This window comes from Amycolatopsis samaneae (genome assembly GCF_039541975.1).
Classification (GTDB): Bacteria; Actinomycetota; Actinomycetes; order Mycobacteriales; family Pseudonocardiaceae; genus Amycolatopsis; species Amycolatopsis samaneae.
The window spans coordinates 53,803-75,909 of record NZ_BAABHG010000005.1; the positions used below are offsets into that span (position 1 = coordinate 53,803).

Sequence of the window (22,107 nt, forward strand, 5' to 3'; positions counted from 1 at the left end):
GCGTGCGATAATAGCACGTTCACCGAGACGTGCAAGCCGCGGAGGTAAGCCGTGCCACCCGAAGTCGTCGTCGACGTCAGCCCCGAGACGCTCGCCCGCGTCCACCAGCTTTACGGGGCGCAGAGCCACTTCATCGACAACGGTCACGCCCGCGCGTGGGCGGGCACGTTCACCGCGGACGGGGAGTTCCACTCGCCGAGCTATCCGGCGCCCGTGGCGGGCACCGCGGAGCTGACCCGGTTCGCCGAGCGGTTCTTCGCGGCCGGCCGGGAAAGCCGGGAGGTGGTCCGGCACGTCGTCACGAACGTCTTCGTGGTGCCCACCGGGCCGGGCACCGCCACGGCGCACGCCTACCTGCAGATCGTGGCCACCCCGGCGGGCGGCCCGTCGCGGCTGGTCCGGCAGACCACGATCACCGACGAACTGGTCCTCGGCGACGGGGCGCGGATCCGCCGCCGCACCGTGCGCCGGGACGACGAACAGGAGAGCAGCGAATGAGCGAAAGCGGACGCACGCGGCACGAGCCGATGACGGCGGTCTACCCGGAGTTCCCCGGCAAGGTCGCCGTGGTCACCGGTGCGGCACAGGGGATGGGCGCCCGGTTCACCGCGGCACTGGCCACGCGCGGCGTCCACGTCGTCGGCGCCGACATCGACGAAGCGAAGATGACGGCCACCGCCGGTGAGCTCACCCGTGAGCTGGTCGCCGGCGCGGTGCACGAGAAACCCGGCCGCGTGGTCGCGATCCGCGCCGACGTCACCAAGCCGGACGACCACGAGGCGGTGGCGCAGCGGGCACTCGAGGAGTTCGGGCGCCTCGATTTCTGGGTCAACAACGCGGGAATCTTCCCGTTCGCGCTCGCGGACGAGATCACCGCCGACCAGATCGGCGCGACCCTTGCGGTCAATGTGGAGGGTGTGCTGTTCGGCGCGCAGGCCGCCGCGCGACATCTGGAGCCGGGCGGCGCGATCGTGAACATGTCCTCGGTCTCCGCGCTGCGGGTGCGCCGGGGCCGCGGTGCCTACTGCACCTCCAAGGCCGCCGTCGCGCACCTGACCGAGTCGCTGGCCGTGGAGTTCGGGGACAAGGGCATCCGGGTCAACGCCCTCGCGCCCGGCTACGTCGACACCGAGATGACCCGCTGGGTGAAGGAGGACCCGGTCGCGCTCCAGCACGCGCTGGACGTGGTGCCGCTGCACCGGATCGGCTCGCCGGAGGAGGTCGTCGGCCCGCTGCTGTTCCTGCTCTCGGACAGCGCGCGGTACGTGACCGGGCACAGCATCGCCGTCGACGGCGGCTCCCGGCATGTCTGAGGGCGAGTACCCGGACGTCGTGCTGGTCACCGGCGCGGCCGCGGGCATGGGCGCCGCGCACGCCCGCGCGCTCGCGGCCCGTGGTGTGCACGTCTGCCTCGCCGACCTCGCGGACGTCACCGGGGTGACCGCCGGGATCGTCGCGGCGGGCGGGTCCGCGTCCGCGCACCGGCTCGACGTCGGCGAGCCGGAGGACTGGGCCCGGGTGGTGGCCGAGATCCTCGCCGCGCACGGCACACTCGGCGGGCTGGTGAACAACGCGGGCATTTCCCGGCGGCTCGAATTCCTCGACACCACCGGCGAAATCTGGGGGCGGGTGCTGCGGGTCAACCTGTCCGGCCCGTTCCACGGCATGCGGGCCGTGGCGGAGCCGATGCGGGACGCGGGCGGCGGCTCCATCGTCAACATCTCCTCGATCTCCGGTCAGATCGGCTACTTCTCGCCCGCGTATTCGGCGAGCAAATGGGGACTGACCGGACTGTCGAAATCCGCCGCGGGCAACTTCGCCAAGTGGGGGATCCGGGTCAACTCCGTCCATCCCGGACTGGTGGACACCGGGCTGCTGGCCGGATCGGACGCCTTCGTCGGCGCCGCGGTCGCCAGCGTCCCCGCCGGGCGGACGGCACGTCCCGAGGAGGTCACCGAGGCCGTGCTCTTCCTGCTCTCGGACCGATCCAGCTACATGACCGGCAGTGAGGTCACTGTGGACGGAGGGCTCGTCTCGAACGGCCTGTACCACCGCATCCTCGCCGACGCGGGAGGGGAACTGTGAACGAGTACGACGTCATCGTGGTCGGTGGCGGGGGAGCCGGGCTGGCCGCCGCGGTCACCGCCGCCGAACGGGGTGCGAAGGTCCTGCTGTTCGAGTCCGAACCGGAGCTCGGCGGGTCGACCCAGCTGTCCGCGGGGATGTTCACCGCGGCGGGCACCAGCGTGCAGGCGGGACTCGGCGTCGAGGACTCGCCGGAGAAGTTCTTCCAGCACTACATGGATCTCAACCACTGGATGCTCAATCCCGGGCTGGTGGCGGCGTTCTGCGCGCAGGCCGGCCCGGCGCTGGAATGGCTGATCGGGCTCGGGGTGGAGATCCCGGCGCGGGTGTCGGGCAACGCGCACACCCCGGGGCTGTGCCAGGCCGGCGTCGAGGACGTGTGGCGCGGGCACGTGCCGAAGGACCAGGGCTACGGGATCGTCCAGGTGCTGGTGAGGGCCGCGCGGAAACTCGGCGTCGAGATCGTGCCGAACACCCGGGTGGAGCGGCTGGTCTCCGCGAACGGCCGGGCCGTGGGCGTCGTCGCGGACGACGTCGAGGTGCGGGCGGGCGCGGTCGTGGTGGCCAGCGGCGGGTTCGCGCGGGATCCCGGGCTGCTGGCCCGGTACTACCCGGCGGCGCTGCGCGCGGGCGAGGACCTGTTCGTGGTCGCCGCTCCGGGCAGCCGGGGCGATCACCTGCGGTTCGGCGAGCAGGTCGGCGCGGCGGTGACCGGTGACGGCTGGGGACTGCTGTTGCCGACCGCGTACTTCCAGCGGCTGCACCACTGGCAGTCCGGTTTTCCGCCGAAGTCGCGGATCCTGGTCAACTCCCGCGGGCGCCGGTTCATGGACGAGGACGCTTCCTACGCCGTGTCCGGCGGCATCATCGAGGCGCAGGACGGTCCGGTGTGGATGGTCTTCGACGAGCGCGCCCGGCTCGCCCTGCCCGCGGGCTACGCGCACTGGGACGCCGACGTCGTCCTGCGTGAGGCGACGGAAGGACGCACGATCCGCGCGGACAGCCTGGAACGGCTCGCGGAGCTGATCGGCGTTCCCGCCGGGACGCTGACCGCCACCGTGCGCCGGTGGAACGACGGGCTCCCGCGCGGCGAGGACCCCGAGTTCCTGCGGCACCGCACCCTGGCCAACAAGGGCGTCACCGACCATCCGGCGCCGATCGGGGAGCCGCCGTTCTACGCCGCGCGCACCCTGCCCGCCGAACTGGTCTGCACGCACGCGGGGCTGGAGATCGACGCCCGCGCCGCCGTCCGCGACGAGCGCGGCGACGTCGTTCCCGGCCTGTTCGCCGCGGGCGAGGCCGGGGCGGGCGTGCTGGGGGAGCGCTACGTCGGCGGCGGGAACGCGGTCGCCAACGCGATCACCATGGGCCGGATCGCCGCCACGAACGCCTTTCCGCAGTGATTTCCCGATGAGTCCCCCAGTGCGCCACCTCAACGACGAGGAGACAACCATGGACACCGACCTCGGCCGCCGGACCGTCCGCAAGGTGACCAGACGCGTCCTGCCACTGGTCGCCCTGCTGTACGTGTTCAACTACATGGACCGCTCCAACATCAGCTACGCGCAGCTCGGCATGCAGCACGAGCTGGCGATCACCACCGCGGTGTTCGGGACCGCGTCGGCGATCTTCTTCCTCGCCTACGTGGTCTTCGAGGTCCCGAGCAACATGATCATGAAGAAGGTCGGCGCGCGGGTGTGGCTCGCCCGGATCGCGATCAGCTGGGGCATCGTCACCGCCGTCACCGGGTTCGTGCGGGACGTGCCGCAGCTCTACGTCGCGCGGATCGTGCTCGGCGTGGCCGAAGCCGGGCTGTATCCCGGGCTGCTGCTGTACCTGACGCTGTGGTTCCGGGGCGCGGAACGTGGCCGCGCGATCGCGACACTCGCGCTCGCGCAGCCCCTCGCCATGATCCTCGGCAGCCTCACCGGCGGGGTCATCCTCGACCAGGTGCACTGGTTCGGGCTGGCGGGCTGGCGCTGGGTCTTCATCCTGCAGGGGCTGCCCGCGGTGCTCGTCGGCGTCGCGGTGCTGTTCCTGCTGCCCAACACGCCCGCCAAGGCGAAGTTCCTCACTGCGGACGAGCGGACGTGGCTGCAGGGCGAGATCGATCGGGAATACGTGCCGGAGCGGAAGGAAACCTTCCTCGGCCAGCTGCGGATCGTGAAGGACCGGCGGGTGCTGCACCTGGCGATCGCGAACTTCTTCGCGGCGTGCGGCCTGTACGGGTTCACCTTCTTCCTGCCGCAGATCGTGAAGCAGATGGACGCCTCGTACTCGGCCACCAACATCGGTCTTCTCGGCGTCATCCCGTGGGTGGTCGGCGCGCTCGGCATGCTGCTGGTCGCCCGCAACTCGGACCGGACGGGGGAGCGGCGGGGGCACGTCATCGCGATGATGCTGCTGGCCGCGATCGGGTTGTTCGGCGCGATCCAGTTCCGGCACACCCCGGTGGCGGCGCTGATCTGCCTGTCGCTGGTGGCGGTCGGCGTGCTCGGCTACCTGGCGCCGTACTGGGCGCTCACCGCGCGGATCCTGTCCAAGGAGCACACCGCGGTGGGGCTGGCCGCGATCAACTCGATCGCGGCGCTGGGCGGCTTCTTCGGGCCGTACGTGATCGGCAAGAACGCCACCGCCGACAACGTGACCGTCGGGTTGTACTTCCCGATCGCCTGCCTGGTGGTCTGCGCGGTCATGCTCGCCTTCCTCAGGGTCTCCCGCGGGCCGCGCCCGGTCCCGGAGTCAGGTAGTTTAGACGTTAACTACTTGTCCGGACGTTAGGGCGTGATCATGGCCGAGGGCGAGCTCGACTTCTGGTCCTTCGTCGAGCTCGCCCACCGCCGCCTCGCCGAGGAGTTCGGGTTCGAGCACCAGCTCGCCACCGAGGTGCTGCTGACCCTGAACCGCGCCTCCACGATCGTCACCTACGACCTCGAAGCCAGCGTGCACCGGCCGCGAGGCCGGTCGTGGCCTGCCTTCCGGCTGCTGTTCGTCACCTGGCTGGCCGGGCCCCTGGAAGCGAAGAAGGCCGCCGAACTCACCGGCACCAGCCGCGCGGCGGTGTCGAACCTGGCCAAGCCGCTGGTCGAGGACGGGCTGCTGGAGCGGGCGCCGAGCGCGAGCGACGGGCGCTCGGTCCTGCTGACGCTCACCGAGCGGGGGCGGCGCGAGATGGTCGAGGTGTTCGAGCGGCAGAACCGGCGTGAGCACGAGTGGACGAGTGTGCTCACCGAGGCCGAACAGCGGATCCTGGTGATGCTGCTGAACAAGCTCATCACCGACCGTGACCAGTTCGACGTCCGCGGCCGGACCTGAGGAGTGAGGACCGCGCGGCCCTTGCGCACCCATCAGGTAGTAAATACCTTGACTACATCGGCACGACATCGGAGGAAAGGATCTACGTGATGAGCGTCTTCGCCGGGTTGCTCGACGACGCCGCCGTCTTCCCACCGGGGCTCAAACCCCTGCCCGAGGCCGTGCCCGACCACGCCCGTCATCGGCGTTCCCGCTACGCCGAGCTGGTCGGCCCCCTCATCCTGGCCGCGCCCGCGCTGGACGGGCTGGGCGCGCTCCTCGACGGGCCGCTCGACCTGGCGGTGACCACCCCCGGCGGGCCCGCGCAGCTGCCCGGCGTCATGACCGCCGTCGCCGGCCTGCCCGTCCGGCTCCAGGGTCTCGAGGTGGCGGCGCCGGAGGGAATGCCCGCCGCCGAGTTCTTCGCCGCGCTGGGCCCGGCGGGCGACGTGCCCGTGTTCGTCGAGATCCCCCGCGACGAACGTCGCGCGGAGTTCGTCGCGGCCTGCGCGGACAACGGCCACCAGGCCAAGTTCCGTACCGGCGGCGTCCGCGCCGACCTGTACCCGGACGAGGCCGAGCTGGCCGCGGCGATCCGCGCGGTCGTCGGGGCCGGGGTGCCGTTCAAGGCGACCGCCGGGCTGCACCACGCGATCCGCAACACCGACCAGGAGACCGGCTTCGAGCAGCACGGGTTCCTGAACCTGCTGGTGGCGACCGCGGCGGCGATGGCGGGCGCGCCCGAACGCGATCTGGTCGCCCTGCTCGCCGAGCGGGACGGCGGGAAGGTCGCCGCCCGGGTGTCCACTGTGGATGGTTCGGTGCGCGGGTGGTTCCGGTCGTTCGGTACCTGCAGCGTCATCGAGCCGGTCAGCGAACTGGCGGCACTCGGCCTGGTCCCGGCCGAGCTGACCGCGGGAGAGGAAGAGAGCGCGTGACCAGGATCGAGATTCCCCGGGATTCGTTGTTCGGCACGGAAAACCTGCCCTACGGCGTGTTCTCCGCCGACGGCGCGGAGCCACGTGTGGGCGTCCGGGCCGGCGACTCCGTCGTCGACCTGGCCGTCGCGCTTGGCGACGAGATCTTCGCCCGGCCCACGCTGAACGCGTTCATGGCACGGGGGTACGACTTCTGGGTCGAGACCCGCCGCCGGGTCACCGAACTGGTCACCGGCGAGGTGCCCGGCGAGGCCGTACACCCGGTGGAGCGGGTGCGGACACACCTGCCGGTCGAGGTCGCCGACTACGTCGACTTCTACGCCTCCGAACACCACGCCTCCAACCTCGGCAGGCTGTTCCGTCCGGACGCCGAACCGTTGCTGCCCAACTGGAAGCACCTGCCCGTCGGCTATCACGGCCGGGCGGGGACGGTGGTGGTCTCCGGCACGGACATCGTGCGCCCGAGCGGTCAGCGCAAGGCGCCCGGCGAGGACGCGCCGAGCTTCGGCGGCTCCCGGCGCCTGGACATCGAGGCCGAGCTGGGATTCCTCGTCGGCACCGGTTCGCCGCTGGGCTCGGCCGTGCCCGTCGCGGAATTCTCCCGGCGGGTCTTCGGCGCGGTGCTGGTCAACGACTGGTCGGCCCGCGACATCCAGGCCTGGGAGTACGTGCCGCTCGGCCCGTTCCTCGGCAAGAGCTTCGCGACCTCGATCTCGCCGTGGGTGGTGCCGCTGCTCGCGCTGGAGGCCGCTCGCGTCCCGACGCCGGCACAGGTGCCCGAACCGTTGCCGTACCTGAGGGAAAGCGAACCGTGGGGCCTCGACATCGACCTTTCGGTGTCCTGGAACGGAGAAGAGGTCTCCCGGCCGCCGTACCGGGAGATGTACTGGTCGCCCGCCCAGATGCTGGCCCACCTGACCGTCAACGGCGCGTCCTCGCGGACCGGTGACCTGTACGCCTCCGGCACGATCTCCGGGCCGGAGAAGGCACAGCGCGGCGCGTTCATCGAGCTGACCTGGGGCGGCAAGGAGCCGGTCCTGGTCGGCGGCGCGGAGCGCACCTTCCTGGAGGACGGCGACGAGGTCGTCATCTCGGCGACCGCGCCCGGCGCGAAAGGCACGCGGATCGGCTTCGGCGAAGTACGCGGACGCGTCCTCCCGGCGACCGGGGCGTAGCCGCCGAATCCACAAAGGACACTCCGGTGTCGGGTGGTCGCCTTCGCCGGTGACCACCCGGCGCCGATGGACCCGCCGGACGGCCCGGCTGCGCCGTCGAGGGGGCCGGTGTGGCCGCCGATCGGCGCAAGGTGCGCCTATTCGAGGCACCTTCCTTGTCATCCCGTACGGCGTATTGGGACACTGCTTGCGGCGTCGAAGGTTTCCGTTCAGGGCCGGTCGGCGTGTGTGATATGTCCAGATCACCAGAGTGATATCACCAGGTGCCGGGGAGTGAGACATGTCCGAAAAGAAGAACATCACCAAGAAGAAGATCAAGGTACAGAAGGTTCGCGCCGGGAAAGCCATTCTTCCGCCGCACACCGAACGCTGAGCGAAGCGGCCGTCCCGGAGTGGCCCGCCGCCTCGGGACGCGCGGAATGGTTGATCGCCATGCGACTGTCCCTGGTGTCCATGCCCTGGCAGGCACTGGACACCCCGTCCCTGCCGATCGGCCTGCTCACCGAGTGCGTCCGGCGGACCGGGGCCGACCGGCCGGTTTCCGAGTACCACGGAAATCTCGCCTGGGCGGCATACCTGATTTCCGCGACGAATGGTGAGCTGGGGCCGGCTGAGTACACGACCGTCTCGGAAATGGTCTTTCACGGAATCGGCGACTGGGTGTTCGCCGGGAGCCTGTGCGGGAACGGCGGCTGGGCGCGCGACCGGCTCGCACGCTACGCGGGGCACCGGGGTCTCGATGTTTCCGCCGCGGTCGGCATGCGGGCGCTGGTGGACGGCTTCATCGACGAGGCCGCCGCCGAGGTACTGGCCCAGCGACCGGACGTGGTCGGGTTCACCAGCACGTTCATGCAGAACGTGCCCAGTCTGGCGCTCGCGCGGCGGCTGAAGCGGCTCCGGCCGGACCTGCGCGTGGTGTTCGGCGGCGGCAACTGCGACGGGCCCATGGGACACGCCCTGCACCGGAACTACGGTTTCGTCGACTACGTGGTCCGCGGCGAGGGCGAAGCGGTCTTCCCCCGGCTGCTGGACCGGATCGAGGCCGGGGCACCCGTGGCCGACCTGCCCGGCGTGTGCTGGCGGCGGGGGACGGGGTCCGTCGCCAATCCGCCGTCACGGACACCCCTCGGGATCGGCGCCGTGCCCGCACCGAACTACGACCGGTGGAAGGCCGACTTCGACGCCTCACCGATCGCGGACCACCTCACACCGTGGCTGGTCGTGGAGGGCGCCCGTGGCTGCTGGTGGGGCGAGAAGCACCAGTGCACGTTCTGCGGTCTCAACGGTTCGTCGATCCGGTTCCGGAGCAAACCGGCCGAGGTCTTCTGGGAGGAACTGGCCGATCTGGTCCGGCGGCACCGGATCCTGGACGTCGTCCCGGTGGACAACATCATGGACATGGACTACGTGCGCACCCTGCTGCCGCTCGTCGAAAAGAGCGGATGGGACCTGCGCATCCACTACGAGATCAAGTCGAACCTGCGGACCGAGCAGGTGGCGGCGCTCGCGGCCGCCGGGGTGGTCAACGTCCAGCCGGGCATCGAGAACCTGTCCGGCCGGGTGCTCGGGATCATGGACAAGGGCGTCGACGGCGCCACCAACGTCCGGTTGCTCCGCGACGGCGAGAACAACGACATGACGATCGAGTGGAACTACCTCTACGGGTTCCCCGGCGAACAGCCGGAGGACTACCTCACGGTGATCGAGCAGCTGCCCGCGCTGGTCCACCTGCAGCCGCCGTCGGTGGCCAACCGGATCGTCCTCGAACGCTACAGCCCGAACTACGACCGCCCGGAGATCGGCTTCGCCCGCCGTCGTCCGGCGGAGTTCTACCGGCATGTGTACGACCTGCCCGAGGACGAACTGAGCGGGCTGGCGTACTTCTTCGACACCGACGAACAGGGCATCACCGGCGAGGTGGTGGCGGCGCTGCGGGCGGCGGTCGCGGCCTGGCGGTCGGGACACCACACCTCGACGCTGCTTCTCCGGGTCGACGAGCCCACGGTGCTGGAGATCGAGGACGACCGGCGAGGCTGGCCGCGGCGGACCCACCGGCTGCTCGGCTGGGAGGCGGCGGCCTACCGGGAGCTGGACCGGTGCCAGACCGGTACCGCGCTGGCGAAACGCCTGCGCGCCAAGGGGTTCGAGATCGACGGCGAGGTCCTCGGCGCCTGGCTCGAGGACCAGCGGCGCCATGGCCTCGTATTCGTCGATGGTGGCCGGTGGGTGGCGATCGCCACCAGGAACGTGCCGATCCGGATGCCGGAGACGATCGGCGCATGACCCGGCCCGCCGCACCGGAACCGGCTTGCCGGACAAGGGTTTTCGACGGCGGGCGGCCGGCGGAGGCGGCCGGGCTGATCGCGGCGGTCCGGGACGCGACCGCGCTGGACACGCCGATCGACTGGCACTGGCAGCACGGCGGCGCGGTGGATCCCGGCCCGCTGCGTCATCTACGGCCCCCGGCGATGGACGGCGGGGAGCACCCCGCGGTCGGCGAATGGCGGGAGAAGTTCCGCTACGGCCTGTGCTACTACCGCCGGGGGCCCGGATTCCTGCGGGTGCACGACCACCGCGAGGACGGCTACCTGTCCGTGCTGATGATCGACGACGCGAAAACCGCCGAGACGTTCGAGTACTGCCGCCTGCCCCGGCGGGTCAGCGCGCTGCCGGCGGCGATGGCCGGGGCCTGCGTGGAACTCGGCGCGGAAGACCTCCTGCTCCGGCTGGGCGACTGGGCGATCACGCTGCCTTACCGGCTCCGCCGCTGGCCCGTCCCGGCGACCGTGCTGTGACCATCTCGTCCGGCCCGCACAGCGGGCCCACCGGAGCCGGGCCGTTCACCCCGGACGGCTGCTCGGTGGAGCTGTACGCCCGGTTGCCGTGGGCGGACGACGTCGGTGTCGTCGCCGAAGCGGCGGGAGGGCCCGCGTCCGTGCTGGAGCTGGGCTGTGGGGCCGGGCGGGTCACCCACGCGCTGCTCTCAGCGGGGCACCGGGTCGTCGGCGTCGACCAGTCCGCCGAGATGCTGCGGCACGTGCGCGGCGCGCGGACGGTTCTCGGCACGATCGAGGAGCTGCGGCTCGGCGAGCGGTTCGAGGTGGTGTTGCTGATGTCGTACCTGCTGAGCATGGCGGAGAAACCCCTGCGGGCCCGGCTGCTGGCGACCTGCCGGGAGCATCTGGCCGACGACGGTGTCCTGCTGCTGCAGTGGTTCACGCCGGAATGGTTCGACACCGTGACGCCGCGGGAGCAGGCGGACGAGCGACTGCGGATTTCGCTGCATTCCATCGTGCGCGACACGCCCGGCCGGGTCCACGCCGTGTGCGAATACACCCTGGACGCCCAGGTGTGGCAGCAGCCGTTCACCGTGGTGCGGATCGAACGCGCCGAACTGCGTGCCGAGCTGGCGGCGGCGGGGCTGCGCTGGCGGGAGGGTTTCGCCGGCGACCGGAACTGGGTGCTCGCGGACCCGGTCACCGGGTAGCCGATGTCCGGTACGGAGGAACACATGCGTTTTCGCCGGTCCAGGCACCTCTTCTGCTACTGGCGGGACGACGAGCTGATCGTCGGCGACTACCGGCGCCGGACCGCCGTCGCCGTGGACCCGGTCGTGGTGGAGCTGCTGTCGGCGTGTGACGACTGGTGCGGCGTCGCCGACGTCGTGGCCGAGCTGGCCGGGTACGAGACCGAGACGGTCGAAGCGGCCATGCTTTCGCTGTGCCACAACGGCTTGCTGGATTCCGGCGAGCCGGCGGCCGAAGTGGAGGAGGCCATGACCTGCTGGCGCGGCTGGGAGCCGGAGGCCGCGTTGTTCCACTTCGGGACGAAGAACGCGAACTACGGGCCGAGCACCGCCGAGCTGCGGGCGGAACTGGCCGGCGGGGCTCCCGTGGAACTGTTCAAGTCCTATCCGGACGCGGAAAGAATGGTGCTGCCGCGTACGCCGGTTTCGTTACGGGAGCCGTTCGGCGACGTCCTTTATGGACGGCGGACCCATCGCAGTTTCGCCGCGCGGCCCGTGCCGCTCCAGATCTTCTCGACGTTGCTGGCCGCGGTGTTCGGGCCGGTGGCCTTCGTGGACGGCGACGAGTTCGGCGCGCTCGCCTTGCGCACCAGCGCCAACGGCGGCGCGCGACAGGAATCCGAATGCTATGTGGCCGTGTTCGAGGTGGCCGGGGTCGAAGCCGGGCTGTACCACTACAACGCGCTGGAGCACTCGCTGGAGCTGGTGCGGGAAGAGGTGTCCCGCGAAGCCGTCGGAGAACTCTGCGCGGGCCAGCCGGCGATCCGCGAGGCCGCGATCGTGGTGTTCCTGACCGCGGTCGTCGGCCGGGTGAGCGCGAAGTACCGGGATCCCCGTGCCTACCGGGTCATGCTGCTGAACGCCGGGCACGTCGGCCAGACCTTCGCCCTCGCTGCCACCGCGCTCGGCCTCGGCGCCTTCACGACCGCCGCGTTCGCCGACGAGGAGGTCGAGGCCCTGCTCGGCATCGACGGGGTCGGGGAGACCGTGCTGTACGTCCTCGCCGCCGGTGTGCCGAAGGACCTGCGCGACGGTTTCCCGGAGGGCCGGGCCCCGGCCGGGCTGTCGGCTTTCCGGCGGCGTGCTCAGCCCTGACCGGCGCGCGCGGCGAACACGGCTTCCACAGCGGCGGCGACCCGCAGGAGTTCGCCGTCGCCGAAGACCGGGCCTTCCAGGCACATCCCGACCGGCATCGCCCCGTCCGGGACGGGCGCGGGCAGGGTCACCGCGGGCTGCCCGGCGACCGCGCCCGGCTCGGTGTTCCGGATGACGGCGGGGAAGAGCGGCACGGCGCGCCCGTTGAGCACGACCGTGTCGTTCCGGCCGAGGCGTGGCGGCGCGACGGGGCAGGTGGGCCAGAGCAGCGCGTCGGCCCCGGACGCGGCGAACGCCGCCCGGTACGCCTCGCGCAGCCGCCAGCGGGCGGCGCACGCGGCGGCATAGCGTGCCGCGGTCACCGGCGCGGAGGCCAGGCTCTCCACCAGCGCGCGGACGTCGGGCGAGGCGATCTTCGCGGCGATTTCCCCGAACCCCGCGGTGGCGAGCGGGGATCCGGTGAACAGCAGGCGCTGCCGCACCAGCCGCGCGCATTCGAACCGGACGATCTCGATGCCGTGTTCGGCGGCCGACGCGAGGGCGTCCCGGACCTCGACGTCGACGAGCCGCGCGCCCGCGTCCTCCAGCGCCGCCAGCGCGTCGCGGGCGGCGGTGGCGACCGAGGGATCGACGTCCCGGTAGCGGTCGCGCGGCACGCCGATCCGCAGGCCCGCCACGGGCGGTGGCTCGTCCGGCGTGGTGGTCGCGGTGACCACCGCGTCGACGGCGCGCACTTCCCGCACGCTCCTGGCGTGGACGCCGACGGTGTCCCGGCTGTGCGACAGGTTCGCCAGCCCGTCGCCGGGGTAGCGCCCGGTGGACGGGCGGAACCCGACGATCCCGCAGAAGGCCGAGGGCACGGTGACCGACCCGCCGGTGTCGGTGCCGAGGCCGATCGGCACGACGCCGAGCGCGACCGCGACGGCGCTGCCGCCGCTGGAGCCGCCCGCCGACCGCGCGGGATCCCGCGGATGACGGACCGGGCCGCTGCACGCGTTGTCGCTGGTGACGCCGAAGGCGAGCTCGTGCAGGTTGGTCTTCCCCAGCACCACGGCGCCCGCGCCGGTGAGGACGCTGACGATCCCGGCGTCTGCCTCCGCGACGTAGCCGTCGAACAGCGGGCTCCCCGCGGTGGTGGCGAGCCCCGCGACGTCGATGTTGTCCTTGACCGCCAAGGGGATTCCCGCCAGCGGACCGGCGCGGTGCGGGCCGGGCGCGGCGGCGAGGGAGATCCAGGCGCCGTGCGACGTGGCGGTTTCCCTGGCGAGCCCGGTGAGGTCCGCCCACTCCGGCGAGGGCGTCCGGACGTCGTCGTCGGCGTGTCGCATGGGGGAGCAGTCTGCCAGGCGCGCGGCGTGCCGGGAACCGGGAACGCCGTCGATGCTCACCGGGGCAGCCTTCTGCCCCGGACGAAGCAGCCGACGAAGGTGATCGCGGCGATCAGGCACAGCAGGCCGCCGATCGTGATCACGGCGATCCCGGCCTCGGGGACACCCGGGACGGAGTGGCGGGCGGGATGCCCGGTGGCCGGGTCGAGGTACCGCTGCTCGGTGTCGGGATGTCCCGCGAGGTACAGGATTCCGGCGACGATCGCGGCGAGGCACACGGCGGCGCCCGCCAGCAGCCAGCCACCGCGCTCGCGCTGCCACTCCGCGCCGGTGAGCCGTTTCGCGTCCGGGCATTTCGCCAGCGCGACCCGGCCCACCGCGGTGTGGTCGGCGGCCAGGCCGTCCACCCGGACCCGCTCGCCGTCGGCGAAACGGAGCACACAGGTGTACCCGGTGCCCAGGTGCCGTTCGAGCGCGTGCCGCGCTTCGCCGCCCTTGACCGTGATCGCGGTGACCCGATCCCACGACCAGCCCGCGAGCCGCCGCCGTCCGGCGTGCACCAGCCCGTGCTCCCGCACCTCGACGAACTCGTCGCGCCCGCCGCGGACGGCGCGGGCCGTCTGGGTCACCGCGATGATCGCGGCGACCAGGGTGAGCCCGAGCAGCACGCCGATCACCCTGCGGCCGCCGCCGCTTCCGGTGCCGGAGCCGAGCAGGGACCAGAGTCCCAGCCAGCCGCTGGCGGCCGCGATCACCAGTGCCCAGGCGGCGTTGGCCCAGCGCTTCCCGTTGTTCACCCGGTGCCGGGCCACCAACCGCCCGAGATCCGCGAACATGTCCTCTCCGTCGATCATCCGGTCAGCCAACCGGCCGGGAACCGTGGGGACACCGGCAGAAACGCCGCCATCCGGGAGAGGCGAGGCGCGGCCGGTCGCTGCGGGTGAACAATGCGGTAGCCGGATCGGGGGTACGTATTTTTCCCGGAACACGACGAAAGTCGCTACTGCCGCATCTCGGCAGGAATCACCCTGGAACGCACCGGATCACCGGTCCCGGCCACGGCGTCCGTGCCCGGGCTACCCCACCGTGATCGGCGCGGCCTTCCTCGCGCCGGATCGTCCCCCCTCGCGAAAGTGAGTTTCCGGTATGCGCACAACCTCCCCGGGGCGGCGTCTGTTCGCCCGCTCCGCCATCACCATGGTGGCCGCAGGCGCGGCCGTCGGTTTCCTCGCCCCGGCCACCGCCACCGCCACCACCATCGAGGGCTATTCGCCCACGGTGCAGCACGCCGCGGTCACCGACCTCGCCGCCGAAGCCGGGATCAGCGAAGCCGCCGCGACGCAACTGCTGCGCGCACAGGCCGCGAGCGCCGACACCGTGCGGAACGTGACCGCCGCCCTCGGCGCCCGCGCCGTGGACGGGTACCTCGACGCCGCCGCCAAGCCGGTGGTGAACGTGCTCGACCGCGCCGCCGCGGACGAGGTCACCGCGGCGGGCGCGCAGGCGAAAGTGGTCAAGCACTCCGCCGCGGCGCTGACCTCCGCGCAGGAGGCCCTGCAGGCGCTGCCCGCCGTCACGCACACCTCGATCGGTCTCGACCCGAAGGCCAACCAGGTCGTGCTGACCGTGGCCGACGCGGCCAAGGGCACCGAGGCGCTGGTGAAGGCCGCCGAGTCGCTCGGCGACCGGGTCCGGGTCGAGCGGGTCGCGGGCGAAATGCACACCGCGATCTACAACGGCGAGGCCATCACCGGTGGCGGCACCCGCTGCTCGGTCGGCTTCAACACCAACAAGGGCGGCCAGAACTACGTCGTCGACGCCGGGCACTGCACGCGCGCGGTGTCGCAGTGGAACATCGGCCCGTCGCAGGGTTCCACGTTCCCCGGCAGCGACTACGGCCTGATCCGCAACACCAGCGGCAGCGCGCCCGGCGCGGTCACCCTGTGGAACGGCCAGAACCAGAAGATCAGCTCGTCGGCCGCGGCCACCGTCGGGCAGCGGATCAGCAAGAGCGGCAGCACCACGCACCTCACGACGGGCTCGGTGCAGCGCCTGAACGTGACGGTCAACTACGCCGAGGGCGCGGTGCGCGGCCTGATCCAGACCAGCGCGCTGGTCAACCCCGGTGACTCGGGCGGCTGCCTGTTCGCCGGCAGTGTCGGCCTGGGCATCACCTCCGGCAAGGGCGGCGGGACGTCCTACTTCCAGCCGGTCGGCGCGGCGCTGAGCGCGTACGGCGTCAAGCTCAACTGAGCACGGCCCCACGGCGGCCACCCTCCTGCGCGGGGGTGGCCGCCCGCGTGTTCAGGACAGGAACGGCACTACGGCGTCCGCGAACGCGGCGGGCGCGTCCCGGTGCACGCGATGACCGGCGTCGATCTCGACCAGCCGCGCGTCCGGAAGCGCTTCGGCCAGCATCCGGATCCGGTCCTGGGAAACGATGCTGGCCGGCCCGCCTGCGACCACCAGTGCGGGCGCGTTGATCGTGGGCAGCAGGGCCCACCAGCGCGGGTCGGGGGTACGCAGCTCGCGATAGATCGGCGCGACCAGCGCCCAGTCGTAGTCGACGGGCGCGGGTGGCTCGGCGGGCGGTTCGGGGAGCGGTGTGGCCGGGGGCGTGTGCGGCGGCGGGGCCGCCTCCTCCACGACCAGCCGCCGGACCCGCTCGGGATGGCCGGCCGCGAACAGGTGCGCGACGTGGCCGCCCATCGAGTGCCCGACCAGGTCCACCCGGTCGAGCCCGCGCCGGTCGAGGAACGCCAGCAGGTCGCCGGTCATCAGCTCCAGCGAGTAGTCGCCCGGCCGGGAGCTGGCACCGTGGCCGCGGGCGTCGAGCGCGATGGCGTGGCCACCCGTCTCCGCGACCGACGCGGCGAACGCGTCCCAGGTCGCCGCGCTGCTGCCGAGGCCGTGCAGCAGCACGACCGGCCGTCCCGAGGGCGCGCCGGTTTCCCGGAAGCCGATGGTGAGATCGCCGACGTGCTCCGTGCCGGTGCGGACCGGTTCGAGGTCGATGGTCATCCCCGGACCTTAGCGTTGGCGGACAAGGGATTCCGGAAACGGCCATGCCGCCGCTCAGAACAGCTTGAGCTGGTGTTCGCCGGGGTGACCGGGCTCGGCGAGGGCGTCACAGCGTCCGCAGCTCACCGGCTCGTCGACCGGGGTGAGCCGCTCCGGATCCCACCCGTTCAGCCCGGCCCCGCACGCGGGCAGCCACGCGTCGGGCAGCATGCGGTGCACCGTGCCGGACGGGGTGCGGCCGCGGACGCCACCGGCGTGGCGGGCCACCCACCCGGCCAGGTCCGCCGGAGGGACCGCCCCTCGGCGGTGATGGGGCATGCGGCGCCGGAACGTCCGCAGCGGTGCGCGCTCCGCCGCCAGCGCGAAGAGCGCGGGCGGCTCGTCGTATCGGTCGTCCACGTCCCCAGCATGCCGGACACCACCGACAATTCCGGGCTCCGTGCTCCCGCTCCCCGTCAGCCCTGGTCGGCGAGAGTGGGCGGCAGGTGGGTGGAGTCGTAGCGGTACCAGTGGTCGTACGCGGGTTTGGTCGCCTCGAAGGCCGCGCGGTTCCGGCTGCCCCAGACGGGATCGGCCTGGCGGCGGACGAGATCGGCGGGCACGTGGCGGCCCTCGCAGCGTTCGCCGTCGCGGTATCGCTCGTAGCCGGAGCGGTGCCGCTGGTCGACCCGCCGCACGCTCACCTCGACCGGGAGATCGAGGAAGAGCGCGGAGATCTCGGTGTAGCCCGCCGCGCGCAGCGGGGCGACACGCTTGTCGATGGCGGGCACCGAGGACATCGTGGTGTCCCAGATGACGTTGCGGCGTTCGCGCCGGGCGCGGTCGGCGACCAGTTCGGTGATGTGCGCGGACTCCCGCTGGACCAGATCGGCGGCCTCCATCGGCGCGATCCCCGCCACCGGCGGGATCATGTCGTGGGCGCACATGACCTCCTTGGCGTCGTCGGAGCTGAGCACCAGGTAGTCCTTCGGATTCACGAACGGGTTATCGCGCAGGACGGTGGTTTTCCCCGCGCCGGGCAGGCCGCCGGTGAGCACCGCCTTCCCATGCGCGGGGACGGCCGTGCCCCGCGCGTAGAGCTCCCTCGCCACCTGGTCGTGCAGGCGAGCCCGGGACGGCAGCCAGTGCGCGCGGTCGTGGCCGACGGTGTACAGCACGTCGGTTTCCCGCCCCCGGCTCACCGCTTCGGCGACACGTTCGTCGACCAGCCGGGTGTGCGCGGCCCATTCCGCGTCCGTCAACGGTGGTCGCGAGGACACCGGGGCCGTGGCCGACGCGACGGACGGCACAGCGGTCAGCAGTACGGCCACCAGCGCAGCGGCGGCGGCACGCCACCACGGCCGGAAAGCGCCACGACACGGGCGGAACGCGGAACGCGGGGAAGTGGGCACAGCGGATTCCCTTCGCCACCGAGGCGATCCGTCGGCCACGGATCGCGGCATCCGTTCCGAGTGTGCGGGAGGCCCGGCCGACGACCGGAGAAAACACCTGTGTGTGGTACACCCGAAGGAATTTCCGAAACCGCGGAGGAGGCGTGGCCGAACCACGGGACGGCAAGGAGCTGTCGCTAGGCTTCGGCCGTGCCACTCGTCGAGATCACCTATGCCCCGCAGGTCCCCGAACATCTGCTCCGCGCACTGGCGGACACGCTGCCCCACCTGGTTTCGCTCGCCGTCGAATGCCCCGAGGAGCCCTACGACGGCGATCTCCTGCCGGGGGACGTCGATCTGCGGTTCCGTGCTCGGGGACCGTTCGACCGCGGTGGCCTGGACGTGGTGATCGAGGTGCGTTCGAAGTGGTTCGAGAGCCGCGCCCGCGACCGGCAGGACCGCGTCGACCGGCTGCACGAGGCGATCGTGGCCGCGACCGGGCTGCGCGAGTTCGGGATCTACCTGTCGCTTCCGGTCGCCGCCTGGGCGCAGGACGACTGAGGAGGCCGGGACATCCGCTCCCGCAGTTCGCGGAGCGAGGTCTCCAGCAGGCCGCGCTCGAATCCCATCGGATCGGGATCGTCCTCGTCGTAGGCGTCGATCAGCGCCTCGACGCGGGTGAACCACGCGTCGAGATCGGGCACCCTGGCGGGCGTGACGCGTCCGCGTGCCACGGCGTGCTCGACGAGCAGGCGGAAGTCCTGCGCGAGCAGTTCGGGCTTCGGGCGGATCGGGTTGAACCAGTCGTCGGTCAGGACCGGCCGCAGCTGCTTCGCGTGCTGGTTCCAGTGGAGCGTGATGGCGAGGTCGGCGGTGAAGCCCGGCGGCAGCGTGGCCGGCCACAACGGCCGGAGGGCGGACCGTTGCCCGGACCACGGAGTGGAGCCCACCTTCGGGAGCGCCTCGGGGAGCAGCTGACCCACGAGCGGGACGAAGAACCCGTTGAGCCACAGGTCGGGGTAGATCGGCCGCCAGTAGAGGTTCGCGATCGTCGCGTCCGCGACGCCGCGCAGGACGGGTTCGGTGAGCAGCGCGACGAGCGGGGTGTCCCCGTAGTACTCGAGGTCGGCGTCCATCAGGGTGACCACGTCGTGGCGCGCGGCCGCCACACCGCGGACGATGGCCGCGCCCTTGCCCGCGTCCGCGGTGACGACGACCGCGCCCGCCTTCTCCGCGAGCCGAGCGGTGCCGTCGGTGCAGCCGCTCGCGGACACGATCACCTCGCCGTCCACGCCGAGGACGCGGATGCCCTCCCGCGCGGCCGAGACGGCGGCCTCGACGGTCGCTTCCTCGTTGTGCGCGGGGAGGACCACGGAGACGCTCGACGGCTGTTCGGAGAGGGTGCGGCCGCGTTTCTTTTCCAGGCTCACCAAGGGTCACTTTCTCGGGTGCGTCTACGCCGGTACGTGCTCGATCACGGTAAACCGGCGGAGCGGGGACGCCGCGTCCAGGTCCTCGGTCGCGCGGGCTCAGGGGAGGGTGGCACCGGCCGCGGCCAGCACGGTGGTGACCGGTTCATAGAAGGTCTCGCCGCCGGAGGCGCAGTCGCCCGAGCCGCCGACGGCGAAGCCGAGCGCCGTGGAGCCGTCGTAAAGGGAACCGCCGTCGTCGCCCGGCTCGCCGCAGACGGTGGTCTGGATCAGGCCGGTGACGGTGCCTTCGGGGAAGTTCACCGTCACGTTCAGCCCGGTGACGGTGCCGGTCCGCACCCCGGTCCGGCCGCCGGAACGGGCGACCCGTTCCCCGACGGTGGCTTCGCCCGGCCCGGTGATCGGCTGGAACGTCCCGTCGTGGAGGTTCACGGCGCTCGGCGCCGAGACGCCCGGATCGTAGACCGCGAGGGTGAAGTCGCCGCCGGGGAAATCGACCAGGGCGGTCCTGGCGACGTGCTGGGTGAGCTCGGCGTCGGCGTACCAGTCGCGGACGCCGGTGCCGCAGTGACCGGCGGTCAGCAGCGCGGGAGCGCCGTCGCGGTCGTGCACGTTGAACCCGACGGTGCAGTGCGTGCCGCCGGTACCCCAGATCACGTCGCCGCCGGTGATCGACACGGCGCCGGTGGCGTACGACGGCTGGGCGGCGAAAAGCGTCAGGCCGATGAGCGCCAGCGCCATGGAACTCCGGGAAAGCGGGCACGCGCGCACGGGAACCTCCCTGCGGGACCGGAAACACCCTCGGTCGCATGCTAGAGCTCCGGCACGCGGCGGTACAGGGCCGGACGTCGTATCCGGTGTCCACAGTGGACACCGGATACGGAGGTGCCGGACGCCCCGCGACGTGTCACCGCGGTGCCTCGGCGGACACGATGAGGAAGTTCGGCAGGTGGACGTAGCCGTCGATCCCCGGCGTGGTGGGCGCGGCTCCCGCGGCCACGGCGGGGTCGAGTCCTGGCTCGACGACCTCCCGCGGACGGGCACCGAGGGAAGCCAGTTCGTTGAGGTAGGCCGAGAGCGGCCGATGGAAGTCCGAGGCCGCCCGCCCGGCGATCTCGTACTCCTCCAGGTACCGCCGCACACGGTATTCGCCGTGGTCCCGCCAGCTGTCCAGCAACTGCTCGAAGGCGGGGTGGACCACGGCGAACACGAACAGGCCCCCGGGCCGGAGCGCCCGCACACAGGCCCGCATCGCGGGCCGCCAGTCGGGGATCGCCATCAGGACCATGCTGCAGACGACCGCGTCGAAGCGGCCGAGGTCCGGCAGCCGGGTCAGGTCCGCCTGGACGTAGGTGACGCCCTGCCCCCGTTCGGCCTCCTTTTCCCTGGCGAAGGCGGACATGGCGTCCGTCGGCTCCACTCCCACGACCCGCGCGCCGTGCTCGGCGAGCAGGCGGCTGAGGTACCCGTCCCCGCATCCCGCGTCGAGCACCCGCCGATCGCGGAGGTCGCCGAGCAGCCGCAGCAGGACGGGATTGACCAGATGCCGTTTGGCGAAATCCCCGTCCATCGCGTTCGCTTCCATCGTTTCGCGCGTGGCGGAGCCGTTCCACTGCCTGATCGCGGCTTCGTTCGTCCAGTCGGTTGCCATACCCGTCACGCTAGGACCCGCGCGGTCGCGTCGTTGCGTGTTTCCGGTCTGGAAACCGGTGTCCGGCCTGGCTATCGTCCGGGGCGGTGGTACGTCGGCGAATCCGGGAGGGGATTTCGATGGGAACCACCCCGCTGTGCACCGCGCTCGCCGGATTGGCCCTGCTGCTGGGTTCCGGCCCGGCTCCCGGGCTCGCGGCCGCGTCCTGTCCGCCGGTCACCGGGCTGGGCACGCTGCCGGGCGGCACGAACGGCGGAGCCGCCGCCGTCGATGGCGAGGTCATCGCCGGCTTTTCCACCACGGCACCGGACGGGCCGTCCCAGCCGGCGTGGTGGGACCGGAACGGGACCGCGCACGCGCTGGCCGTCCTGCCCGGTGATCCGGGCGGCCACGCCACCGCGCTCGACTCCCACGGAGTCGTCGTCGGCAACGATTTCCTCGCGGGCACCGGATCCGCGCGGCGCACCCCGGCCCGCCCCGTCCGGTGGGAGCGGAACGGGACCGTCCGAAGCCTGGCGACCCTGCCGGGGGACACCCGCGGCAGCGCCGAGGGCGTCAACGCGCACGGGGTGGTCGTCGGCACCTCGACCGCGGTGCGCGGCCACCTGTCCGAAGACCGCGCGGTGCGTTGGGACCCGGACGGCACGGTCCACGCGCTCGCCGCCCTGCCCGGCGGCGTCGGCAGCGAGGCCACCGGGATCAACGCGGCGGGCGCCGTGGCCGGCACCGCGCGGTCACCCGGCAACCGTGGCCGCGCGGTGCGCTGGGACCCCGACGGGACGGTCCACGAGCTGCGTATCCCGCCCGGCGACACGATCGGCCACGCCGCCGGGATCAACGCCGGGGGCGCCGTCGCCGGGAGCACCTGGCCACCCAGCGGCGGCGGGCACGCGGTGCGCTGGGATCCGGACGGCACGGTCCACGCGCTCGCCGCCCTGCCCGGCGGAACCACCGGCGGTGCCTTCGCGATCAACGCCGGTGGTGTCGTCGCCGGCTGGTCGGACGCGGCCGACGGCAAGGAGCACCCGGTGTACTGGGACCCCGACGGCACCGTCCACGAGCTGGGCGCCCTGCCCGGCGGCACGAGTGGCACGGCCCGTGCCGTCGACGCCGCCGGTGTCGTCGTCGGGGCCGTGACCACCGTGGACGGGCGGAGCCACGCGGTGCGGTGGGACCCGCGCTGCGGCTGAGCCG

General features: G+C 72.2%; 23 protein-coding genes. 15 read left to right on the top strand and 8 right to left on the bottom strand.

The features are described from left to right. The first annotated feature begins 51 nt into the window (after window positions 1–51). The 12 genes from ABD987_RS13835 to ABD987_RS13890 all read left to right on the top strand — a co-directional run bounded on the left by ABD987_RS13835 (window position 52) and on the right by ABD987_RS13890 (window position 12,113). The gene (locus tag ABD987_RS13835) at window positions 52–498 is read left to right on the top strand and encodes a nuclear transport factor 2 family protein (RefSeq protein WP_345391796.1); all 447 of its coding nucleotides are present in this window, start codon (window positions 52–54) and stop codon (window positions 496–498) included. Beyond that, window positions 495–1,313: an SDR family NAD(P)-dependent oxidoreductase gene (locus tag ABD987_RS13840; RefSeq protein WP_345391800.1), complete on the top strand. Its 819-nt coding sequence runs from the start codon at window positions 495–497 to the stop codon at window positions 1,311–1,313. The genes ABD987_RS13835 and ABD987_RS13840 overlap by 4 nt, the downstream gene beginning before the upstream one ends. After that, the gene (locus tag ABD987_RS13845) at window positions 1,306–2,085 is read left to right on the top strand and encodes an SDR family NAD(P)-dependent oxidoreductase (RefSeq protein WP_345391803.1); all 780 of its coding nucleotides are present in this window, start codon (window positions 1,306–1,308) and stop codon (window positions 2,083–2,085) included. Before ABD987_RS13840 ends, ABD987_RS13845 begins: the two co-directional genes overlap by 8 nt. Beyond that, window positions 2,082–3,488, top strand: coding sequence for an FAD-dependent oxidoreductase (locus tag ABD987_RS13850; RefSeq protein WP_345391806.1), 1,407 nt, complete (start codon window positions 2,082–2,084; stop codon window positions 3,486–3,488). The genes ABD987_RS13845 and ABD987_RS13850 overlap by 4 nt, the downstream gene beginning before the upstream one ends. A gap of 49 nt (window positions 3,489–3,537) precedes the next feature. Further along, window positions 3,538–4,866, top strand: coding sequence for an MFS transporter (locus tag ABD987_RS13855; protein ID WP_345391809.1), 1,329 nt, complete (start codon window positions 3,538–3,540; stop codon window positions 4,864–4,866). 9 nt (window positions 4,867–4,875) lie between these two features. Then, the gene (locus ABD987_RS13860) at window positions 4,876–5,400 is read left to right on the top strand and encodes a MarR family winged helix-turn-helix transcriptional regulator (protein ID WP_345391812.1); all 525 of its coding nucleotides are present in this window, start codon (window positions 4,876–4,878) and stop codon (window positions 5,398–5,400) included. An 89-nt stretch (window positions 5,401–5,489) separates the two neighbouring features. Further along, complete coding sequence (locus tag ABD987_RS13865) at window positions 5,490–6,317, top strand: hypothetical protein (protein WP_345391815.1); 828 nt, start codon at window positions 5,490–5,492, stop codon at window positions 6,315–6,317. Beyond that, on the top strand, window positions 6,314–7,492 hold the full coding sequence (gene fahA / locus ABD987_RS13870) for a fumarylacetoacetase (protein WP_345391818.1): 1,179 nt from the start codon (window positions 6,314–6,316) through the stop codon (window positions 7,490–7,492). The genes ABD987_RS13865 and fahA overlap by 4 nt, the downstream gene beginning before the upstream one ends. A gap of 432 nt (window positions 7,493–7,924) precedes the next feature. Beyond that, window positions 7,925–9,775 carry a RiPP maturation radical SAM C-methyltransferase gene (locus ABD987_RS13875; RefSeq protein ID WP_345391821.1) on the top strand — a complete coding sequence of 617 codons (1,851 nt, stop codon included), beginning with the start codon at window positions 7,925–7,927 and terminating at the stop codon, window positions 9,773–9,775. Further along, window positions 9,772–10,287 (top strand): DUF5825 family protein, encoded by a 516-nt coding sequence (locus ABD987_RS13880; protein WP_345391824.1) that lies wholly within the window; start codon window positions 9,772–9,774, stop codon window positions 10,285–10,287. Before ABD987_RS13875 ends, ABD987_RS13880 begins: the two co-directional genes overlap by 4 nt. Further along, a complete protein-coding gene (locus ABD987_RS13885; RefSeq protein WP_345391827.1) occupies window positions 10,284–10,979 on the top strand; it encodes a class I SAM-dependent methyltransferase in 696 nt (231 codons plus the stop codon). Before ABD987_RS13880 ends, ABD987_RS13885 begins: the two co-directional genes overlap by 4 nt. 24 nt (window positions 10,980–11,003) lie before the next feature. Next, a complete protein-coding gene (locus ABD987_RS13890; RefSeq protein ID WP_345391830.1) occupies window positions 11,004–12,113 on the top strand; it encodes a SagB/ThcOx family dehydrogenase in 1,110 nt (369 codons plus the stop codon). Here the strand turns inward: ABD987_RS13890 and ABD987_RS13895 are convergent. Both ABD987_RS13895 and ABD987_RS13900 read right to left on the bottom strand, forming a co-directional pair. Continuing rightward, complete coding sequence (locus tag ABD987_RS13895) at window positions 12,104–13,441, bottom strand: amidase family protein (RefSeq protein ID WP_345391832.1); 1,338 nt, start codon at window positions 13,439–13,441, stop codon at window positions 12,104–12,106. The two genes, ABD987_RS13890 and ABD987_RS13895, sit on opposite strands and share 10 nt — an antisense overlap. Window positions 13,442–13,497: 56 nt before the next feature. Then, entirely contained in the window at window positions 13,498–14,295 is a 798-nt protein-coding gene (locus ABD987_RS13900; protein ID WP_345391835.1) for a hypothetical protein, read from the bottom strand. Between the two features lie 292 nt (window positions 14,296–14,587). Between ABD987_RS13900 and ABD987_RS13905 the strand changes: the two genes are divergently transcribed. Continuing rightward, complete coding sequence (locus ABD987_RS13905; RefSeq protein ID WP_345391838.1) at window positions 14,588–15,694, top strand: S1 family peptidase; 1,107 nt, start codon at window positions 14,588–14,590, stop codon at window positions 15,692–15,694. Window positions 15,695–15,745: 51 nt separating this feature from the next. Here ABD987_RS13905 and ABD987_RS13910 read toward each other — a convergent pair whose 3' ends face one another. Genes ABD987_RS13910 through ABD987_RS13920 form a run of 3 tightly spaced genes read right to left on the bottom strand, consistent with a single transcriptional unit; the run spans window position 15,746 to window position 17,853 of the window. Then, a complete protein-coding gene (locus tag ABD987_RS13910) occupies window positions 15,746–16,462 on the bottom strand; it encodes an alpha/beta fold hydrolase (RefSeq protein ID WP_345391841.1) in 717 nt (238 codons plus the stop codon). Window positions 16,463–16,516: 54 nt separating this feature from the next. Further along, window positions 16,517–16,861 carry a hypothetical protein gene (locus tag ABD987_RS13915; protein ID WP_345391844.1) on the bottom strand — a complete coding sequence of 115 codons (345 nt, stop codon included), beginning with the start codon at window positions 16,859–16,861 and terminating at the stop codon, window positions 16,517–16,519. A gap of 56 nt (window positions 16,862–16,917) precedes the next feature. Further along, complete coding sequence (locus ABD987_RS13920) at window positions 16,918–17,853, bottom strand: zeta toxin family protein (RefSeq protein ID WP_345391847.1); 936 nt, start codon at window positions 17,851–17,853, stop codon at window positions 16,918–16,920. A gap of 189 nt (window positions 17,854–18,042) precedes the next feature. Here ABD987_RS13920 and ABD987_RS13925 point away from each other — a divergent pair, with 189 nt between their 5' ends. Next, entirely contained in the window at window positions 18,043–18,393 is a 351-nt protein-coding gene (locus ABD987_RS13925) for a hypothetical protein (RefSeq protein WP_345391850.1), read from the top strand. Here ABD987_RS13925 and ABD987_RS13930 read toward each other — a convergent pair. The 3 genes from ABD987_RS13930 to ABD987_RS13940 all read right to left on the bottom strand — a co-directional run bounded on the left by ABD987_RS13930 (window position 18,351) and on the right by ABD987_RS13940 (window position 20,913). Continuing rightward, entirely contained in the window at window positions 18,351–19,262 is a 912-nt protein-coding gene (locus ABD987_RS13930; RefSeq protein ID WP_345391853.1) for a glycosyltransferase, read from the bottom strand. The genes ABD987_RS13925 and ABD987_RS13930 overlap by 43 nt on opposite strands. 99 nt (window positions 19,263–19,361) lie before the next feature. Then, window positions 19,362–20,003, bottom strand: coding sequence for a S1 family peptidase (locus ABD987_RS13935; protein WP_345391856.1), 642 nt, complete (start codon window positions 20,001–20,003; stop codon window positions 19,362–19,364). Between the two features lie 166 nt (window positions 20,004–20,169). Further along, on the bottom strand, window positions 20,170–20,913 hold the full coding sequence (locus ABD987_RS13940) for a class I SAM-dependent methyltransferase (protein ID WP_345391859.1): 744 nt from the start codon (window positions 20,911–20,913) through the stop codon (window positions 20,170–20,172). Between the two features lie 119 nt (window positions 20,914–21,032). Here ABD987_RS13940 and ABD987_RS13945 point away from each other — a divergent pair, with 119 nt between their 5' ends. Beyond that, window positions 21,033–22,103 (top strand): hypothetical protein, encoded by a 1,071-nt coding sequence (locus tag ABD987_RS13945; protein WP_345391862.1) that lies wholly within the window; start codon window positions 21,033–21,035, stop codon window positions 22,101–22,103. Window positions 22,104–22,107 lie beyond the last annotated feature (4 nt).

What these genes read in the sequence shown, in the direction of transcription:
- ABD987_RS13905 (WP_345391838.1), top strand. Translation starts at nt 14,588, where the DNA reads ATGCGCACAACCTCCCCGGGGCGGCGTCTGTTCGCCCGCTCCGCCATC.
- ABD987_RS13900 (WP_345391835.1), bottom strand. Translation starts at nt 14,295, where the DNA reads ATGATCGACGGAGAGGACATGTTCGCGGATCTCGGGCGGTTGGTGGCC.
- ABD987_RS13860 (WP_345391812.1), top strand. Translation starts at nt 4,876, where the DNA reads ATGGCCGAGGGCGAGCTCGACTTCTGGTCCTTCGTCGAGCTCGCCCAC.
- ABD987_RS13895 (WP_345391832.1), bottom strand. Translation starts at nt 13,441, where the DNA reads ATGCGACACGCCGACGACGACGTCCGGACGCCCTCGCCGGAGTGGGCG.
- ABD987_RS13865 (WP_345391815.1), top strand. Translation starts at nt 5,490, where the DNA reads ATGAGCGTCTTCGCCGGGTTGCTCGACGACGCCGCCGTCTTCCCACCG.
- ABD987_RS13935 (WP_345391856.1), bottom strand. Translation starts at nt 20,003, where the DNA reads ATGGCGCTGGCGCTCATCGGCCTGACGCTTTTCGCCGCCCAGCCGTCG.
- ABD987_RS13855 (WP_345391809.1), top strand. Translation starts at nt 3,538, where the DNA reads ATGGACACCGACCTCGGCCGCCGGACCGTCCGCAAGGTGACCAGACGC.
- ABD987_RS13875 (WP_345391821.1), top strand. Translation starts at nt 7,925, where the DNA reads ATGCGACTGTCCCTGGTGTCCATGCCCTGGCAGGCACTGGACACCCCG.
- ABD987_RS13940 (WP_345391859.1), bottom strand. Translation starts at nt 20,913, where the DNA reads ATGGCAACCGACTGGACGAACGAAGCCGCGATCAGGCAGTGGAACGGC.
- ABD987_RS13840 (WP_345391800.1), top strand. Translation starts at nt 495, where the DNA reads ATGAGCGAAAGCGGACGCACGCGGCACGAGCCGATGACGGCGGTCTAC.
- ABD987_RS13880 (WP_345391824.1), top strand. Translation starts at nt 9,772, where the DNA reads ATGACCCGGCCCGCCGCACCGGAACCGGCTTGCCGGACAAGGGTTTTC.
- ABD987_RS13910 (WP_345391841.1), bottom strand. Translation starts at nt 16,462, where the DNA reads ATGACCATCGACCTCGAACCGGTCCGCACCGGCACGGAGCACGTCGGC.
- ABD987_RS13845 (WP_345391803.1), top strand. Translation starts at nt 1,306, where the DNA reads ATGTCTGAGGGCGAGTACCCGGACGTCGTGCTGGTCACCGGCGCGGCC.
- ABD987_RS13945 (WP_345391862.1), top strand. Translation starts at nt 21,033, where the DNA reads ATGGGAACCACCCCGCTGTGCACCGCGCTCGCCGGATTGGCCCTGCTG.
- ABD987_RS13890 (WP_345391830.1), top strand. Translation starts at nt 11,004, where the DNA reads ATGCGTTTTCGCCGGTCCAGGCACCTCTTCTGCTACTGGCGGGACGAC.